Source organism: Frankia sp. RB5 (assembly GCF_059816245.1).
Genome location: NZ_JCBATA010000012.1, coordinates 17,322 through 34,646, shown reverse-complemented (window position 1 = coordinate 34,646; position 17,325 = coordinate 17,322). Strand labels below are relative to the sequence as shown.

The following is a 17,325-nucleotide window of genomic DNA, read 5'->3' as shown; positions in this document are numbered from 1 at the left end:
GCAGAGTCACTATCGTCATCCAATGTGGCCGTGTCTGTCCTCGCCGGTGTCCCCAAAATAGTTGACGCCGCACGCAGGCAAGTTCACCGTTCGTTTACCAACCGTAGGGTGCACGTAAAGATCACATCGTTACTCTCAGCACCCGACGCACCGATAGAGGAGACTCGTGGATCCGTTCTGCTCGTCGCCACTGAAAGTCGGAGTCATAGGTGACCGCCCGCTGTTCCGGTGGGCCGTGCAACAATTGCTCGTCCGGGAGTCTGACATCGCGACCGCAGTTATCGGCGAGACCCCGGACGAACTGAGGAGGACAGCCTGGTCCACTGGTTCGGACAAACTCGATGTCGTCATCATCGACTTCGGATCGAACCTCGAGCTCGCCGCCGAGAGAATACGGGACGCGCGTTCCCTCGGCCGTGTGCTCGCCGTTTCCGAGTCCCTTCACCGGGATGACGCCATCGCAATCCTGAAGGCCGGGTCCGCCGGCTGTCTGGCGAGCACGGCGCCGTGCTCGAGCTTCGCGGACGCGGTGCGCGCGGTGGCCGCCGACGGTTTCTACCTGCCGGCCGGCCTCACCGACGTCGTCCTGCCCGGCGAGGTCCTGCCCGGCAAGGCCGCCCCCGGCGAGGCTGTGACCTGGGAAGTCACCGCTGACACCCCCTCTCCCGCCGCGCTGGGGGACGCCGGTCAGCCACGGCTGTCCGAACGCGAGGAGCAGGTTCTGAGCCTCATCGCCCAGGGATTCACGCACAGCCAGATCGCGACGCGTCTGGGGTTGGCCGTGACGACGGTCAACACGTACGTCAAACGCACCCGCGCGAAACTCATGCTGGGTAACAAGGCGGAACTCGTGCGGGTCGCGATGGAGCGCCGTGTCGTGTCCTACCCGTCGCCGGTGCGGCACTAGGCGACGCAGGTCGCCCGTACACTCCCGATCCAGCCGCGCCCTGCCCCGCGCAGTCACCCCGTCTCAGCGGTTACCCGGCCCCGCGCAGGTGTCCTTTCCCGCGCGAACGAGCCGCCCGCATTCGCCCGCCATTCCCACGAGGCCCGCGGCGTCGCGGGGCCGAACGAGGTACGGCGCGAGGCGACGGGGACGCGGTCGCCGATGTCGTTGCGTCAGCACCAAAAAATCGTTGTACGCGCAAGGGAATCCCGGACGCACACGCAATGCCCCGTTCCCGCGCCGGCAACCACGCTCAGGTGCGATTAGCGGCGCAGCAGCGTCTGGGCGTTACCCCACAGGATCTTGTGCTGGTCCTCGTCGGACAACGAGTCGACGAGCTTGGCGAAGTCGCGGGGCTCGGCCAGCCCCTCCGCGTGCGGATAGTCGCTGCCCATGACGAACGCGTCGGCGTGCCCCACCTGGTGGACAAGGCCCACGACGTCGTCCTCCGGGTAGGGGACGACCTTGATGTGCTTGCGGAAGACCTCCGAGGGACGCTCGGTGAGCTGGCCGCCGATCCACGGGCCGTTGCGGCCCATGCCGCGGCTCTTGTCGAGCTTGGACAGGGTCAGCGGCACCCAGTCGGCACCGAACTCGGCGACCAGGCACTGCAGCTCGGGGAAGCGGCCGAAGACGTTGTCGAAGATGAGCGCGCTCAGCGTCGACGTGATCGGGTAGGTGCCGTAGGTGTTCATCCACTGCCAGGCGCTCATCCGGAAATGGATCGGCGCCGGCTCGTGGCCCCACGCGGGGGCGATGGAGCGGTTGTACCAGTGCTCGGTGATGTGGAAGGCGATGGCCGCCCCGGCCTCCTGCAACCGCGCGTAGACCGGGTCGAAATGCGGGTCGCCGGGCGAGCGGCCGTCCACCGGGCCCACCGAGAACAGCACGAGCTTCGCACCGCGGCCGAGCACGCGGTCCAGCTCCTCGCCGGCCTGGTCGACGTCACGCAGGCTGATCAAAGCCGGGGACACGATCTCGCCGTCCCAGCCCCAGGTCTCCTCCGTCCACCGGTTGAAGGAATGGATGTTGGCGTAGAGGCCGTCGGTGTCGTCGACGTACTCCTCGGCGAACAACGACCAGCCGCCGGAGAACATCACCGCGCCCTGGACGTTCTGCTCGCGCATCCGGGCCAGGCGCGCCTCGCGGTTCTGGTACTCCTCGCGCATCGGTTCGAACGTGTAGGTCTCGTCCGGGTTGCCCGAGGCCATCTGCCTGAGCATCTCCTTGAGCGTGCCCGGGCGGTAGACCTCGTTGAACTCGGGCTCGAGGCAGCGGACGACCCGGTCGCCGGCGAGGATGACCTCGCGCCCGTCGGGCAGTCTCACCGGCTGGATCGCCTGGCGGGCGAACGCCGGGTCGAGATGGCGGGTGAACGCGTCGCGGACCTCGTAGTTGTGGTTGTCGCAGTCGAACAGCGGGCCGTCGTAGGTCATCGGTAGGCTCCCTCGTCCGGGGCACCGGGGGCGGTGCCGAGGATCCCGTCGAGCAGCGCCGTGAGCGCGGCGTCGAATGTCTCCTGGTCGTACGCGTGCGGTCCGGTTCCCGTGCGGGACCCGAGCCAGAGCCACTCCAGAGCCAGGAAGGCCCGATGCGCCGCCGGGTGGCTCAGGCCGGCCTCACGCAGCGCCGCGCGCACCCCATCGCGCAGCTTGGCGCCCAGCGGGGTGTCCGGGGCGTTGGCGATGACGGCGCCGGTGATCCCGGGGTTGTCGACGAGCGCCCGCTGGAGCAGCCGGATGTGGCGGGTGATCCGCTCCCGGGGCGTTCCCCGCAGCTCGGACGGCGACGGCACGGCGCCCAACACCGCCTCGACGACCGCGACCTGCAGCGCGCGCTGGCTGCTGACGTGCCAGTAGAGCGCGCCGGCGGCGACGTCGAGCTCGGCGGCGACATCACGCATCCGCACCGCCTCCAGCCCGTCGCGGGCGGCCAGACGCAGCGCGACGGCCACGATGGCGCCGACGCTCAGCGGGTCCGCGCGCACCGGCCGCCCCGCCATCGCGACACCCCTCCCACCCGCTCCGGGCGGGCCGTCCCGCATTCCCACCCACCATCTCGAACGCCGTTCAAGTTAACACGCGACCCTCTCCCCGGCAATCGATACACAACGGACGGACATCGACGACGAGTCTTGCGTCCCCCCACCAGCACTGTTTCAATCGATCTCAATCAATTAGATAATTCGACCCACGGGAGCTGGCGTGCGCCTGTTCATCACCGGGGGTTCCGGACTCACCGGAGCCAATCTCTGCGTCACGGCCTTACAACGAGGCCACACGGTCACGACGATGGTGCGCGATCCGGCGTCGGCGTCGTTCCTCACCGACGCCGGCTGCCGGGTCGTCACCGGCGACCTGGCGAACCTGGACGCCCTCGCCGACGGCATGACCGGCGCCGACGCCGTGATCAACTCCGCCGCGGTGATCGGCGGCACCTGGTCCACCGCCGGGCCCGACGACTACGACCGGGCCAACTACCAGGGCGTCGTCAACGTCCTCGACGTCGCCGAACGGGCCGCGTCGCACCCCCGCTGCGTCATGATCAGCACCGCGGCCATCCTCGACATGTCCCACACCATGACCGAGATCTCGCCACTGCAACCGATCGTGCACGGCCCGACGACCTACACGCCGGCGAAGCTCTCCGCCTACTACCTCACGATGCACCGGGCGTCGCGTGGCCTGCACGCCTGCACCGTCGTCCCCTCCGGCATCTACGGCCCGTCCCCGCTGGTCGACCGGGCGCTCGCGGCGACGAGCTTCAACTCCAGTCTGCTGGGCGCGCTGCGCGGCGAGTTCGACGGATACCTCGACATGCCGCTGCCGTGGGTGTTCGTCCAGGACGTCGCCGACATCGTGCTCGCCGCCGCCGAGCAGGGCCGGCCGGGGGCGCGCTACCTCGCCATCGGCAGCAGCGACGACCTGCGCAGCCTGCCCGACCTGTGCAACCAGATCAACGACCTGGCCGGCGTCGCGCACCGGGTCCGCGCCATCCGTCCGCAGGACGAACCGGAGAGGTTCGGCGCGATGACCCGGTTCAGCGAGCACACCTACGCCGACCCGCCGATCGACGCCTCGGTGACGAACAAGGAACTCGGCATCACGTCGACCCCGGTGGCCGAGGGCCTGCGCCGCACGCTCGACTGGCTGCGGGCCGCCGGACGCGTCCCAGGCTCCGGACGCGTCCCAGGCTGAGGTCTCGGACCGGCGGAGCCCGGGTACCCCCGCCGCGCCCATGAGATGCGTCACGGGCGGCACGCCGACGGCGGCGGCGACCGGCGACGGGCACCTCGGCCGCCGCGGGGCGCCCGCCGACCGCACGAAGCCGCTGCCCGGCGGGCGATTCCGCCTGCCGGGCAGCGGCTTCGCGGTGCGCGGCGGATCCCCGCGACGGGATGGGTACAACAACGGATGACGGGACGGCGCAGCCCCGGGCCGGCCCGGGAGGAGCACGATCGCTCCCCCCGGGCAGAGCCGGCCAACGACACGTAGCAGACAATCCGTACCCGATCCGTTCTGGCGACGGCAGCATCGGGTGAACGTTCGGTGGATGCCGTCAGACAGACGCGTGTGGTCCGGTCCGCCCGGGGTCGCGCGCGCATGCACAGGAAGTCGGAGGGATGGCGAGCGACCACGCGTTCAAGGCGCTGAACACGATGCACCGCCTCCTCGTGAGGATCTCCGGGGGCCGGCTCGGCTGGCGTGCCGGAGGGATGCAGGTCCTGGAGGTGAGCACCACGGGGCGGCGCAGCGGCCGTCCCCACACGCTGAAGCTGACCACGCCGCTGCGGGAGGGCTCGACGATCGTCCTCGTCGCCTCCCGCGGGGGCGACGACCGCAATCCCGACTGGTACCACAACGTCTGCGCCAACCCCGACGTGGCGGTGCGCACCCGCGGCGGCCCCTGGCAGGCCATGCGGGCCCGCCCGGCGACCGCCACGGAACGCGACGAGCTGTGGCCGCGGGTCGTCGCCGACAACCGGTGGTACCGGAACTACCAGACGAAGACCACCCGGGTGATCCCGCTGGTCCTGCTGGAGCCGAGGTGAGTCGCCCGCCGGCGGTCCGCCTCCCCCGCCGCCCCCACGACCGGTCGGGCTGGACCGTCGCCGACGTGCCGGACCTGCGGGGACGGACGGCCGTCGTCACCGGCGCCGACTCGGGCATCGGCCTGGAGATCACCCGGGTGCTCGCCGCGCGCGGCGCCACCGTCGTGCTCGCCAGCCGTGACGTCGACCGCGCCGAGCGGGTCGCCGCCGCCATCCGCGCCGCCCACACGCACGCCGACGCCCACCTGGCGACCGCGATCGGCGCCCCGCGCGGCGCGGCGACCGACCACGTCGGCGCCGACCACCAGTCCCACGGCCTGGGCGGGAGCCTCACGCCCGGCGCGGACGTGCGCGTCCAACGCCTGGACCTGGCGTCGCTGGCCTCGGTCGAGGCGGCGGCCGCGCGGATCCGCGCCGACCATCCACGCCTGGACCTGCTCGTCGCCAACGCCGGGGTGATGTCCCCGAGCACCGCGCGCACCGAGGACGGCTTCGAGCCGACGTTCGGCGTCAACCATCTCGGCCATTTCGCGCTGACCGGCCTGCTGCTCGACCGGCTGCTCGCCACCCCGGGCTCACGTGTGGTCAGCGTGAGCAGCCTCGCCCATCTGTGCGGCCGTCTCAGCGCCGACGACCTGGCCCAACTACCGTCACGGGCCGCGCGCCCGCCGGCCGCGGCCGACCGCCACGTCGGCTTCCTCGGGCCCACGAACGGCCCGGCGGGCGGCACCGCCGGCGCCCGGACGAACGGCCGCCCGGGCGGCTGGGCCGGTGGGACGGGCGGGACCCGTGGCGGGCCGACGGGCGGACGGCGGGCCCGGCTGCCCTACCCGACCTCCAAGCTCGCCGCCCTGCTGTTCACCTACGAGCTGCACCGGCGGCTGGCGGCGGCCGGCGCCCCGACCCTCGCGGTGGCGGCCCACCCGGGCATCGCCCGCACGGCACTGGTGCGCACGAGGTCGCCGGTCATCCGGGCGTTCCTGTCGAACGGCGCGGCACCGCTGATGGGCTGGCTCATCCAGGGGCCGCAGGCCGGGGCGCTCGCCCCGCTGCGGGCGGCGGTCGACCCGGACGTCCGCGGCGGCGAGTACTACGGCCCGGACGGCCTGTTCGGCGGGACGGGACTGCCCGCGCCGGCCTACTCCAGCCCGAGCGCGCGCGACGCCGATCGCCAGCGTCTGCTGTGGGCGGAGTCCGAGCGGATCACCGGCGTCACCTACCGGTTCCGCACGCTCCCCCACCCGTCCTCCGCCGCCGCCGTGGTCCCGCTCGTCACGAGGTAGGGGCGCCTCCGGCCGGCGCTGCCCGGCCACGGGCGGGGCCGGCATGTCGCCGCCCCGCCCCCGGCCGGCGCGCCCCAGCCCGACCAGGCGACGCCGCGCCCTCAGCGTGCGCGGGACGTGTGGCGGCTCGGAACGCGCCCGCGGCCTGGCCTGGCCTGGCCTGGCCTGGCCTGGCCTGGCCTGGCCTGGCCTGGTGAGCGTACGACCGGATTCGGTAGGCCGAATGGTCGCGCGGGACGCCCGGATGCGGGCGAAACCCAGAAACGCGACATCGCCGCATGGGGACGTGCGGACCCCGATCAAGGTCGGGTTCGCGCGTCCTGGCAGAATTGACAGATGCCGCTTCCCCGGGATTTTCGGACGTTGTTCGCGGGTGCGCCGCGCACCGACATTCCTGATCAGGAGGAAATGCGGCCAGCAGGCCTTCCCGCACCGGATCGCGGCGACATCGGCCCGTCCGGTCCGCGGCTTTCTTGCCACCCGACGCCAACGTTCGATTTATTGAAAACATTAGCCCGATTCGCTGGCGAGGAAGGCTGACAGATGTCGTCCGTGACTCGCCGCAGAGCGCACCGCATCCGTGGAACCGGCGGTCATTTCCCCGATCCGGCATTTCCCGCCACGCCGGCTGACTGGCCGCCGGGACGACGGATCGCCGAGGAGGTCGACCTCGACGCGTTGGCCGCCGCCGCCGTGGCCGCGCTCACCGCCGACGACGTGCTCGCGTCCCTGCGCCAGATGCCGCTGATCGTTCGCCAGGCCGTGATCGCCGGCACGCTGGGGATGCGCCGCGTCGCGGTGGTCAACCGGGGCATGGCGGCGCGGCTGCTGGCCCGGATGCGCGCCGGCGGTTCCACCACCCGGATCGACCTGCTGCACGACCTCACCAGCCCGCTGGTCATCGCCTTCATGCTGTATGCCGATCCGGCGATCTGGTCCGCCGTGCTGGGCGACGACGACGGCGCGGCGCTGCGCGCCGTCGCGTCGTCGCCGGGCCTCGGCCCTCTCCTCGACGTCGCCGCCGACGTCGGCGCCGCGCTGGTCACGGGCGCCCTGGTCGCCGCCATCGCCAAGGACGCCCCGGCATCCGCGGTGGCGCTGGCCACGCTCGCCGTCGACCACCCCGCGGCCCGGTCCGCCCACGACGCGCTGCGGACTGGTTTTCCCCGGCTGCCGGACGTCCCCACTCGGTCCTTACCAGGGCTCGTTCCCCGGACGCGGCGCTGCGCCGCCGCGCTGGTCGAGGAGGGCGGCAACCGCGACGAGTGTCAGAACGACCGTGGGTGCGGTGCGTATCACCTGACCACGGGCAGCGAGATCGGCGTCGAGGAGGACCGCGAGATGCTCATGTCCGATGGTACGGGCGACGACATCCCCGCGGGCTCCCCGCGCTCCGGTGGGGAGGGGGTCGAGGACGACGCCGGGCAGCGGGCCTCCCAGGTGCTGAAGCGGTGGGACGAGGCGCTGCGGGCGGCGCTGTCGGTGGCCGACGCGCTGCGCGCGGGTCAGCTGCCCGCGTGCGACCTCGCCGACGAGGTCGCCGCGCACGCGCGCCACGTGAGCGTCGCCGCGCGTCGGCTCGGCGACGAGCTGGGCGCCGCGATCGACCCGTCGCGGGACGGCCTGCGGGACGCGTTAGCGGAACTGCGGGAACGACACCGCCGGCAGACCGAGGAAGCGGCCTGGATCGACCGGCTGACGCGCCTGGAAGGTCCGGCCGACCTCGCGGATCTGATCACCGGGGTGCGCACGGCCGCCACTGCCGCCCAGGACGATCCCGCCGTGTCCCGCGAGCCGCTGGCGGCCCTGTGGCGGTTCCTCGGTGTGGACGACGACAAGCGGTCGGCGCGCCGGCGCGTCGACTGGGCCGAGCTGAGCGCCGCGCGCGCGGCCGTCATCGCCACCTCACCGGGCATCGAGCCGCTGCTCGACGCCATCACCTACGGCGAGGCCCACCTGCCCGACCCGCCCCGCTCGCCCCCACCACCGCAGTCCCCTCCGCCCACGCCAGCAGAGCCGACGCCGCCGGCGCCCGCGGCGAGGCCAGCGGCGCCGACCCCGGTGCCGGAGTCGACGTCGGCCGACGCGGCCGCGCCGCTGGACGACGCGGAGCCAGCGGACCAGGCAGAGCCAACGGACCAGGCAGAGCCAGCGGACCAGGCGGAGCCAACGGACGACGCGGAGCCGGTGGACGAGCCCGATCCCACCGACGAGGCGGACCCGGGCCTCGCTGGGCTCGCCGCGCTGCTGGCCCGCGGCCACGGCGCCGCGCTCGCGTCGATCAGCGGGGGTCTGGCCCGACCGGCGACAGGCGGCTCGCCGGACGACCACCGGACCGACAGCCCCGCGCCGGACGTGGCATCGGCCAGGTCGGACTCGGACCCCGCCGCCGCGCACGCCGCCGTCGCGGACGGCGACACCACCGCCCCCGCGATCGCGCCCATCGCCGTCCCCGCCGCCGACGATGCGCGCCGGGAGGCCTCGGGTCCTGGCGGCGCGCAGGTCACGGAGCTGGCCGAGGCGTTGCTCGGGCGGGACCGGTTCGGGCTGGCGGCGGACCTGCTGGAGGCGGCGGGCGCGCCGACCGCCGGGGTCGCGGCCCGTCGGCTCGCGGCCTGCGCGGTCGCACTGCGCGCCCCGGCGGGTCCGCTGGCGTCCGCGTTCGCCGACATCGAACCCCAGGTCAGCCGGGAGGCGCTCGGTGACGATCGGGCCGGGCAGTTGCTGGCGCTGCTGGCCGCCGCCCGGATCGCGCTGCTGGCGCCGTCAGCCGGCCCGGCCCGGGTGCTCGCGAAGCTGCTGCCGTGCGTCAGCGGCCAGCCGAACCTGTCCGAGGCGCTCAGCGCACTCGCGGAGGCGAGCCGCTGCGGGGTGGTCATGCTCGCCGAGGCCGCCGACGCGGTGGGCACCCTCGCCGCGGCGGAGACTGTCGCCGCGGAGCTGGCCACGGAGGCGGCCGCGCTGCTGTCCGGCGCGCCGCGGCGCACCTTCAAGTACGTGCCGGCCAACGGCGTCTACCAGGCGTGGATGCGGCCGGACGGCGAGCTGGGGGCGATGCTGACGCTGGTCGCCGCGAACAACCCGGACGCCGCCAGCCAGGCCCGGGACCTGGTGGTCGGGCTGCGCGGCAAGGCCTACCGCAGCATCGAGTCGACCTTCGCCGGGCAGCGGCGCAACAAGTCGAACCAGATCGTCGCCGGCGCCCGGGACAACCTCGCCGGCCGCTGGGATGAGGCCGTCGAGCTCGCGGGCCGCTGGGCCGAATGCGCCGAGCGTGTGCTCGAACGGCGGGCGACGACCGTCGGCAACTGGCACACCGCCGCCCTCGCCAAGCTGCACAACCGGCTGAAGAAGGTGCGCGAGCCGGCCCTCGACGAGCTGGCGGGCGTCAGCGACCGGCCGGCCGTCGCCGGGGCGGCCAGGCGGCTGTTCGGCCAGGCCCTGGCGATCTGCGACGGCGACGTGCCGGTCGCCGACGAGCCGCCGGTCGCCTACGCCGCGCACGGCGAGCTGCTCGCGTCCGCCCTGCTGCTCGACGCGCGGACGCTGCTGCCCGACGGCGGACTGCCGGCGCTGCCCGACGCCGGCCGCCGCGACCTCGGCCGGCTCGCCCAGGCCGAGCGGCGCGGCCCGCGCGACGTCTACGACCAGCGGGCCGGTCGCGGTGACCACGACCTGACCGCGGTGCTCATCGCCGGGCTGCGCCGCGCGGAGCCGGAGCTCGCCACCGAGCTCGAACGGCGTCGCGGCGTCGACATCCAACGCCAGTCCCGACAGATCCGCCACCGCGTCGACGAGCTCAGCGACCGGATCGCCACCCGGCGGCTGGACGGCAGCCTCGACGACCAGCCGTGGGCGGCGCTGGCCGCCCGGGCGGAGGCGCTGCGGGACTCCTCCCGGCAGGACTTCGGCCGCGTCCAGTCCGCCATCGACGAGATCGCCACCGACCTCGACCGCCAGCGCGACGAGGCGATCGCACGCACCGTCGCCCGCATCCACGAGCGTGCCGGGCGGGACCAGAACGTCGCGCAGGTCGCCGAGCTGCTCGTCGGCCGGGCGCTCGGCGGCCAGGTGGCCAGCGCCGAGGAGTCGCTGGAGACGGTCACCGCCGGCGGTCGGCTGCCATCCGCCGGCTCCACCGGCGCGCGGCATCTGCGGGCGTTCCTCGCGACCGTGCCGGCACTCGCCGACGAGCGGTCAAGCGAGCCGCTGGACCTCGTGTACGCGGCCCTGACCGGGTCGAACAGCGCCGCGCAGGCCCGGATGGCCCAGCTCGGGCTCGACACCGCGGGGCTGTCCGACGCGCGGCGCGACGCCGGCCGCAAGGCCCTCGGCGCCTGGCGGGCGCTGGCCCGGCGAGGCAACGACCGCAACATCCGCCGCGACGACACCGTCGGCGCACTGCGCCTGGTGCTCGCCCAGGCCGGGCTGGAGTTCGCCCAGGTTCGGCTGGAACAGGCTCCCGCCGGCCAGACCGGGCGTCACTGGGTGACGTTGAAGGACGTACGGGGCACCGGGGAGGCGCTGACCCCGGCGCTGGGCTCGGCGATGAGCCCGGACGGCGCCACCCTGTCGGTGGTGCTGGTCCGCAGTTCGCCGACGCCGGCGACGCTCATCGAATGGATGGCCGTCGCCCCGCACGACCAGACGGTGCTCGCGCTGTGGCTGGCCGGGGTGCTCTCCCCCGCCGACCGCCGGGCGATCGCCAACGCGGCACGCGGGCGCCCCCGGCCGCCGCTGTTCCTGCTCGACGAGGCGTGCCTTGCCTACCTGGTCTGCCAGCAGGAGCCACGGCGCGCCACCTTCGCGGCCACCGCGCTGCCCTTCACCGCCGCGAGCCCCTACCGGGACACCCCGGGCGAGATCGCCCCGGAGATGTTCTACGGGCGTACCGACGAGCTCGCCGCCGTGCTCGACCTGCGCGGTTCGTCGTTCGTCTCCGGGGGGCGCCAGCTGGGCAAGTCCGCGCTGCTGCGGATCGCCGCCCGCGAGTTCACCCGCGACCGCCCCGGCCACGAGGCCGTCGGGACCACCGTGTTCACCGTCGGTGCCGACGGGCGGCCCGAGCTGCTGTGGGGCACACTGTGGCCGAAGCTCGCCGAGCTGCGCATCGTCGACGGCGCCGCGCCGCCGGCCCGCGACCTCGCCGCCGCCGTGCACGCCGCGATCCTGCGCTGGCTGCGCGCCGAGCCGACCCGGGCGCTGCTGATCCTGCTCGACGAGGCGGACGCGTTCCTCGACGCCGACGCCGCCGGCAACCGGTTCACCCACGTCGACTGGTGCCGGCGGATCATGCTGGACTCCGACCGCCGCGCCAAGGTCGTCTTCGCCGGCCTGCACACGACCGCCCGTTTCGAGTCGCTGCCCAATCAGCCGCTGTCCCACCTCGGCCGGCCGATCAGCGTCGGCCCGCTGCGCCCGCAGCACGCCCACGAACTGCTCACCAAGCCGCTGGCGGCACTCGGCTTCACCTTCGCCGACGAGGACGCGCTGCCCGCGCGGATCCTGGCCCGGGCGAACAACCTGCCGGCGCTGCTGCAGCTGTTCGGCGAGGCGCTGGTGCGCCACCTCACCGCCCGGGAGGTGCCGCCCGACGGCCCGCCCCAGCTGATCACCGCCGAGGACGTCGACGACGTGTTCGGCGACGCCGAGCTCGCCGCCGCGTTCCGCAAGAAGTACGTCATGACCCTGCACCTGGACCCCCGCTACCTGGTGATCACCTACTCGGTGGCGTTCGCGGCCCACGAGCGGGGCATCGATGCCAGCCTCAGCCTCGCCGAGCTGTCCGACGAGGCCCGTCAGCACTGGCCGGCCGGCTTCCGTGACGTGGGTTCCGACGGCTTCGCGGGCCTGGTGACCGAATGCGTCGACCTCGGCGTCCTCGCCCTGGACCAGGGTCGCTACCGGCTGCGGACCCCGACGGTGCGCCGGCTGCTCGGCACCGCCGACGAGGTCTTCGACACCCTGTCCATGGCACCGCAGCAGCTGGCGGTGCCCTCGGTGTCCGACGCCGCGTCCTATCGCCGGCGGATCAAGGACCTCATCCGCTCGCCGCTGACGGAACGGCAGATCGGCCGGCTGTTCGACGCGCGCCGGACGGTGCTGACCATCACCGGCTCCACCGCGCTGTGGATCGACCGGGTGCACCTCGCCCTCGAACAGGCCCACGCGGAGACGGCCGGGCTGGTCCGGGCCGTGCAGCGGTGCGCGGTGCCGACGCCGGACGGCGTGCGGGGGTCGGTCGCCCGTGCGACCGACGCGACCCTCGTCCTCGTCGACGCCCGGGACGCGCCGACTTCGGCGCTGCGGGCGCTGCTCGCCGCCGCCGAGACCGCCGTCGCGGCGGCCACCCCGGACGTCGCCGTCGCCGTCGTCACCGCGCCGCCGAACGCGGCCGCCTGGGTGGGGCATCCCGGCCGGGTGGACCTGGCCCGGATGGACGAGCCGGGCCTGCGGCTGTGGTGCGACGAGGACGGCCTGCCGTTCCGCGACGAACAGGCCCGCTCGCAGCTGCTGGCGCGCACCGGCGGCTGGCCGATGGCGCTCGCCCAGGTCGCGCGGCGGGCCGCCAGCGAGGGTTCCGCCGCGGGGCACGGCCGGCTGCTCGACGGCCTCGACGAGTGGCTGTCCGCCAAGGGCGGCCGGGACCTCGTCCGCGCGGCCGGCCTGGACGCCTCGGCACCCGCCCTCGCCGCGGTGTTCCGCGCCGCGGTCGACCTGTGCGGAGCGGCCGGTGCGGATCCGCACGTCGTCGCCAGCGTCCTGGAGGAGGATCCGGACCTGGTCGCGCGGGCGTCCGACGCCGGTTTCGCCGCCCTCGACGAGGTGGTCGCCGCGCTGACGGCGCTGGGCTGCCTGCTCGTCGACGACGCCGGCCTGCTGCGCCCCGAACCAGTCCTCGCCGACCGCCTCCCGCCCGACCTCGGCGCACGCCCATGACGTCCGTGCCAGGCGCGACGCACGATCCGCTGCCGCCGGTCGTCCTCGCCGCGTTGCGGCTCGCCGCGACCGTCATCGCCGAGGTCGGCGGCGAACCGGTGGATCCCGGCCGGGTCGTCGCCAGCCGCGAGGGCGTCTTCATCCTTCTCGACCTGCTCGCGCAGTCCGCGCCGCTGCGCGCGGAGGTCGCGGCGCGGCTGGCGGCCACGGCGGGCGAGGGGCTTCTCCTCGCCGAGGGCGGCGCGTTCGCGCTCGGCCTGACGGACCGGGATCCGGCGGTCGTCGGCCGGGCTGCCGGGCAGGTGCGGGCCCTGCTCGGCGAGCAGCGGCGGGCCGCGCGCCGGGATCGCCGGGAGCAGCAGCGGGCCGGGCGCGCCACGGCGGAGCAACGCCGCGACGAACGGGCGAAGGACCGCCTCGCCGACCTTCGGCAGGCCCGCGACCAGGCCCGCCGGCGCGCCGCCCTCGCCGAGTCCGATGCCCGGCGGTCGCACGCGGAGCTGCTCGACCTCGGCGACGAGCTGGCCGCGCAGACCGCCCGCGCGCAGGCCGCCCAGGCACAGCTCGCGGCCGCCCGTCGCGAGGCGTCCGACCCGCTCCAGCTCGCCGCCGCGCTCGCCGCCCTGCTGCGCTGCACCGCAGGCGCCGGCCTCGACCAGGCGGCCCGGCTCGCCGGCCTGCCCGCCGAGCTGGCCACGACCGTGTCGACCTGGCTGCCGGCGCTGCTGGACGCCTTCGCCGATCCGCCCGCGCCGGCTGCCGCCAGCGTCAGCGCCCGGGAGCGCCAGCCGCGGGTGGACGTCCTCGGCGGCGGCACCGAGATCGGCGGCTCCTGCGTACTGATCACCGCCGGTGACACCCGGCTGCTCGTCGACGCGGGCAGCCGCCCCGGCGGGCACCGCGCCGACGACCTCGCACCACCGCGGATCGCCGACGCGTTCGCCGGCCGCCTCGACGCCGTGGTCGTCACCCACGCCCACAACGACCATGCCGGCTGGGTGCCGGCGGTACTCGCCCGCAGCCCGCATACCCCGGTCCTCGCCACCGAGGCGACGGCGACGCTGCTCGCGCCCCTGTGGATCGACTCGGCGAAGGTGCTCGCCCGTCGCGGGACGGGCGACGCGTTCGAGCCCGCGCCGTTCGACGCCGACGACGTCCAGCACGCGCTGCGCCAGCTCCGCGCCGTGCCGTGCGGCCGCCGGCACCGCGTCGGCGACCTCGACGTCGAACTGTTCCCGGCCGGCCACATCGTCGGCGCGGCCGGGGTCGTCGTGCATGCCGGCGACCAGCGGATCGTCGTCTCCGGGGACGTCTCGCGCGCCGGGCAGCGCACCGTCGGCGGCATCGCGGTCCCGCCGTCGGCCCGCGGTGCGCGGCTGCTCCTGCTGGAGTCCACCTACGCCGGCGCCGGGCGGATGCCGCCGCGTGAGGCCACCGCCGCCCGGCTCGTCGCCGACGTCGCCGCGATCACCAGCGCCGGCGGGCGGGTGCTGATCCCCGCGTTCGCGCTGGGCCGCGCCCAGGAGGTCGCCCTCACCCTCACCGAACGACTACCCGACGTCGACATCCGCATCGACGGCCTGGCCCGCGCCGTCACCGCCGTCTACGAGCAGCAGCCCGGGCCGGACGGCGGGCCGATGCGCATCTTCGGCCCCCGGGTCCGCGCTGTGCCGCCCGGCGGCACCCAGGAGGCGATCCGGACGCTGCGCGCCGGCGTGGTGATCGCCACGTCCGGCATGCTGACGGCCGGCCCGGCGGTCAGCTGGGCACGGGCACTGCTGCCGGACCCGAGCGCCGGCCTGATGGTCGTCGGCTACCAGGACGAGGACTCCCCCGGCGCCCGCCTGCTCGCCCTCGCCGAGGCCGGCGGCGGCGCGTTCGAACTGCCCACGAGGGACGGCCCACCCAGCGTGATCCCCGTCGCCGCCCGCGTCGGCCACCACGGCCTCGGCGCCCACGCCAGCGCCGACGACCTGGTCACCATCACCGCCGACATCGGCGCCGCCGAGGTGATGCTCGTCCACGGCGAACCCAAAGGCCAGGCCACCTTCGCCGCCCGCCTCGCCCTGCGCGCCCAGCCCACGGCCGCCACCGGCGCCTGGTCGTCATGACCGCACACCGGAGGCGAACGGCGCCTCCACCTCCGGCGGCGGATCGCGGCCCGCCACCGACAGCGCGGGGCAGCCCGCCGCCGTGAAACTCGTCCGGGAGGAGATCGCCGACGACGCGGACTTTCGAGCGCGGTTCCGCCGGGAGGTAGCGGCCTGCCGGGCCGTCCGCGCCCAGTGCACCGCCGCCGTTCTCGCCAGCGACGCCGACTCCCCCCAACCGTGGCTGGCGACCGAATACATCCCCGGCCCCAGCCTGCACGAGCTGGTCAGGGCGGCCGGCCCGCTCGACGCGCGGCTGCTCTCGACGCTCGCTCTCGGGCTCGCCGAGGCGCTCGTCGCGATCCACCGGGCCGGCTCAGCAAGGGTCCGTCCCGCGCACTCGGGGATCATGCGAGCCGGCGGGTCAACGTCCGCCGTGGGAGCGGGTCTGTCCCGCGCACTCGGGGATCATGCTGCCGCCCGCTGGGCGGCGTTCCACGGCGAATATGCGGCTCCAAGGCCGCCTGACTCTTACACGCTGAGCCCACAGGCCATGCATGTCGCGCGGCTGCGAGTCGGCCAGACCGGCCTCGATCCGGCCGTCAAGCCGATCGCGAGATCCACCGTCACGGACACGCCACCCTTGGTGAACTCTACAATTCCAACAACCTAAATAGTCATCTTCTTGATCTGGTTTGCATGGACGGCATAGAGAAACGGACCGTCATCCGCGCATGCCGCGACAATAGCGTCCAGATTGGCCAGGAGCCAGCGGGCCATCTCCGGGCCGGGGAGATTCTGCCGTGTGAGATAGAAGCAGCGCGCTTGAAAATCAAGGACAGCCCGCTGCTCGGCGGGACGGCGCCGGATGCGTTCGTCTTTCATGAAGGCCACCCACCCCAGGACGGGCGGTGTCAGCCAGCCACGTGACATCGGCGATGTCCTCGTCCTGCGGAATTCCATAATACTCAGCCAGCGTCGTAAGCTGGATGCCGGCCCCACGTAACAGCCGAGGCACGGCTATACGCCCGAGGCTCCGATCGACGAACACATGCGGCAACCCGACGGGATGCGTCATCAGGCGGCAGTTCCGGTGGCGATACGCACGGCGTCCTCCAGATCGTCTGGGGGACCTCCGAACTCCGCAGCGACATCGGCAAGGGGTTCGCCGGCCCGAAAGCGCCCCAGGGCATCTTCGAGACGGGCACCACCCCTGGCGAAGATCGGCTGCCCGAATCCGCGCGCGGGGTCCACAACCACGCTCGCACGCGGATACTGAGGCAGACTGATGAGCCGCGCATACCCATCCTCCGCGAACTCCACCCGCCGCAGATAGGACTCGACGATCTCACCGAATACCCGCTGCCCGTGTCGCACCGCGACCAGTTCTCGGGCCCCACGGGCTTCAGGAGAATCGCCATGGCTCTCCGCAAAATCGTAAAGCACCTCGGCGCCATCCGTGTACAGCGCCCGCGAGGCAAGAACATGTTCGATGCCGAGTTCGTCAGCCAACCGGGCGAGCGCGGGCCGGATGCGCTGCAGGGGAACGCCGGCCCGGCGGATCGCAGCCAGGACAAGCCCTTCGGCAAGACCAACGAACGGCACAACAGCCGCACCAGGGGTGGAACGCGGCCGGACCGTCACGATCGGATCGCCGTGCACGGCAGATCCACCGGGCCGTCTCAGGACGTAGCCGTAAGCCCACGCCGCGAAGGTGGATGCGGGTACCCCCAGATAGCGGCCAGCCTCAGCCACGCTGTAGAGCGGCACACGAAAACGTGCTGGATCATCGGTCATGCCCCGCCTCCCCTCGGACGTCCTCACCGGCATGGCCCTCGCCGGTCACCTGATCACGTTGTTGATCCACCACTCCCTCCACCGTACTCAGCCATCGCCGCCCGAGATGTAGTCCTCCGTAGCACCGTTGATCGCTGTCATGAGGCTGAGTCGGCCGACAGTCTGGGCAGAGCGGGCGTTCCACGTGCTGCTGAACAAGCCGTGAGGCTCGACGCCGTG

Annotated in this window: 12 protein-coding genes; 8 read left to right on the top strand and 4 right to left on the bottom strand. The window is 73.8% G+C overall.

Going from position 1 to position 17,325, the window contains the following annotated elements:
- The first annotated feature begins 166 nt into the window (after positions 1-166).
- A complete protein-coding gene (locus AC6EXY_RS08305) occupies positions 167-907 on the top strand; it encodes a response regulator transcription factor (RefSeq protein WP_101830542.1) in 741 nt (246 codons plus the stop codon).
- A 302-nt stretch (positions 908-1,209) separates the two neighbouring features.
- Here the strand turns inward: AC6EXY_RS08305 and AC6EXY_RS08300 are convergent, their stop codons facing one another.
- Together AC6EXY_RS08300 and AC6EXY_RS08295 are read right to left on the bottom strand one after the other, a co-directional pair.
- Positions 1,210-2,382, bottom strand: a complete 1,173-nt coding sequence (locus tag AC6EXY_RS08300) for an amidohydrolase family protein (protein ID WP_499816454.1) — start codon at positions 2,380-2,382, stop codon at positions 1,210-1,212.
- Positions 2,379-2,948 (bottom strand): TetR/AcrR family transcriptional regulator, encoded by a 570-nt coding sequence (locus AC6EXY_RS08295; RefSeq protein ID WP_165818244.1) that lies wholly within the window; start codon positions 2,946-2,948, stop codon positions 2,379-2,381. Before AC6EXY_RS08295 ends, AC6EXY_RS08300 begins: the two co-directional genes overlap by 4 nt.
- Positions 2,949-3,150: 202 nt before the next feature.
- Between AC6EXY_RS08295 and AC6EXY_RS08290 the strand changes: the two genes are divergently transcribed.
- From AC6EXY_RS08290 to AC6EXY_RS08260, 7 genes are all read left to right on the top strand, one after another.
- Positions 3,151-4,143: an NAD-dependent epimerase/dehydratase family protein gene (locus AC6EXY_RS08290; RefSeq protein ID WP_101830545.1), complete on the top strand. Its 993-nt coding sequence runs from the start codon at positions 3,151-3,153 to the stop codon at positions 4,141-4,143.
- Between the two features lie 425 nt (positions 4,144-4,568).
- Positions 4,569-4,997 carry a nitroreductase/quinone reductase family protein gene (locus AC6EXY_RS08285; protein WP_101830547.1) on the top strand — a complete coding sequence of 143 codons (429 nt, stop codon included), beginning with the start codon at positions 4,569-4,571 and terminating at the stop codon, positions 4,995-4,997.
- On the top strand, positions 4,994-6,280 hold the full coding sequence (locus tag AC6EXY_RS08280) for an SDR family NAD(P)-dependent oxidoreductase (RefSeq protein WP_499816452.1): 1,287 nt from the start codon (positions 4,994-4,996) through the stop codon (positions 6,278-6,280). Before AC6EXY_RS08285 ends, AC6EXY_RS08280 begins: the two co-directional genes overlap by 4 nt.
- Before the next feature lie 336 nt (positions 6,281-6,616).
- Positions 6,617-6,820 (top strand): hypothetical protein, encoded by a 204-nt coding sequence (locus AC6EXY_RS08275; protein ID WP_499842321.1) that lies wholly within the window; start codon positions 6,617-6,619, stop codon positions 6,818-6,820.
- Positions 6,821-6,823: 3 nt separating this feature from the next.
- On the top strand, positions 6,824-13,219 hold the full coding sequence (locus tag AC6EXY_RS08270) for a hypothetical protein (protein WP_499816451.1): 6,396 nt from the start codon (positions 6,824-6,826) through the stop codon (positions 13,217-13,219).
- Positions 13,216-15,330, top strand: coding sequence for an MBL fold metallo-hydrolase (locus AC6EXY_RS08265; protein WP_101830549.1), 2,115 nt, complete (start codon positions 13,216-13,218; stop codon positions 15,328-15,330). Before AC6EXY_RS08270 ends, AC6EXY_RS08265 begins: the two co-directional genes overlap by 4 nt.
- A gap of 82 nt (positions 15,331-15,412) precedes the next feature.
- The gene (locus AC6EXY_RS08260; protein ID WP_101830550.1) at positions 15,413-15,982 is read left to right on the top strand and encodes a phosphotransferase; all 570 of its coding nucleotides are present in this window, start codon (positions 15,413-15,415) and stop codon (positions 15,980-15,982) included.
- Here the strand turns inward: AC6EXY_RS08260 and AC6EXY_RS08255 are convergent.
- Entirely contained in the window at positions 15,979-16,194 is a 216-nt protein-coding gene (locus AC6EXY_RS08255; protein ID WP_165818246.1) for a hypothetical protein, read from the bottom strand. The two genes, AC6EXY_RS08260 and AC6EXY_RS08255, sit on opposite strands and share 4 nt — an antisense overlap.
- 192 nt (positions 16,195-16,386) lie before the next feature.
- Positions 16,387-17,106, bottom strand: a complete 720-nt coding sequence (locus tag AC6EXY_RS08250; RefSeq protein WP_101830552.1) for a DUF433 domain-containing protein — start codon at positions 17,104-17,106, stop codon at positions 16,387-16,389.
- Between the last annotated feature and the right edge of the window lie 219 nt (positions 17,107-17,325).

Excerpts from the sequence above, each read along its gene's own strand:
- AC6EXY_RS08300 (WP_499816454.1), bottom strand. The coding sequence starts at position 2,382 with ATGACCTACGACGGCCCGCTGTTCGACTGCGACAACCACAACTACGAG.
- AC6EXY_RS08295 (WP_165818244.1), bottom strand. The coding sequence starts at position 2,948 with ATGGCGGGGCGGCCGGTGCGCGCGGACCCGCTGAGCGTCGGCGCCATC.
- AC6EXY_RS08285 (WP_101830547.1), top strand. The coding sequence starts at position 4,569 with ATGGCGAGCGACCACGCGTTCAAGGCGCTGAACACGATGCACCGCCTC.
- AC6EXY_RS08275 (WP_499842321.1), top strand. The coding sequence starts at position 6,617 with ATGCCGCTTCCCCGGGATTTTCGGACGTTGTTCGCGGGTGCGCCGCGC.
- AC6EXY_RS08270 (WP_499816451.1), top strand. The coding sequence starts at position 6,824 with ATGTCGTCCGTGACTCGCCGCAGAGCGCACCGCATCCGTGGAACCGGC.
- AC6EXY_RS08265 (WP_101830549.1), top strand. The coding sequence starts at position 13,216 with ATGACGTCCGTGCCAGGCGCGACGCACGATCCGCTGCCGCCGGTCGTC.
- AC6EXY_RS08255 (WP_165818246.1), bottom strand. The coding sequence starts at position 16,194 with ATGAAAGACGAACGCATCCGGCGCCGTCCCGCCGAGCAGCGGGCTGTC.
- AC6EXY_RS08250 (WP_101830552.1), bottom strand. The coding sequence starts at position 17,106 with ATGACCGATGATCCAGCACGTTTTCGTGTGCCGCTCTACAGCGTGGCT.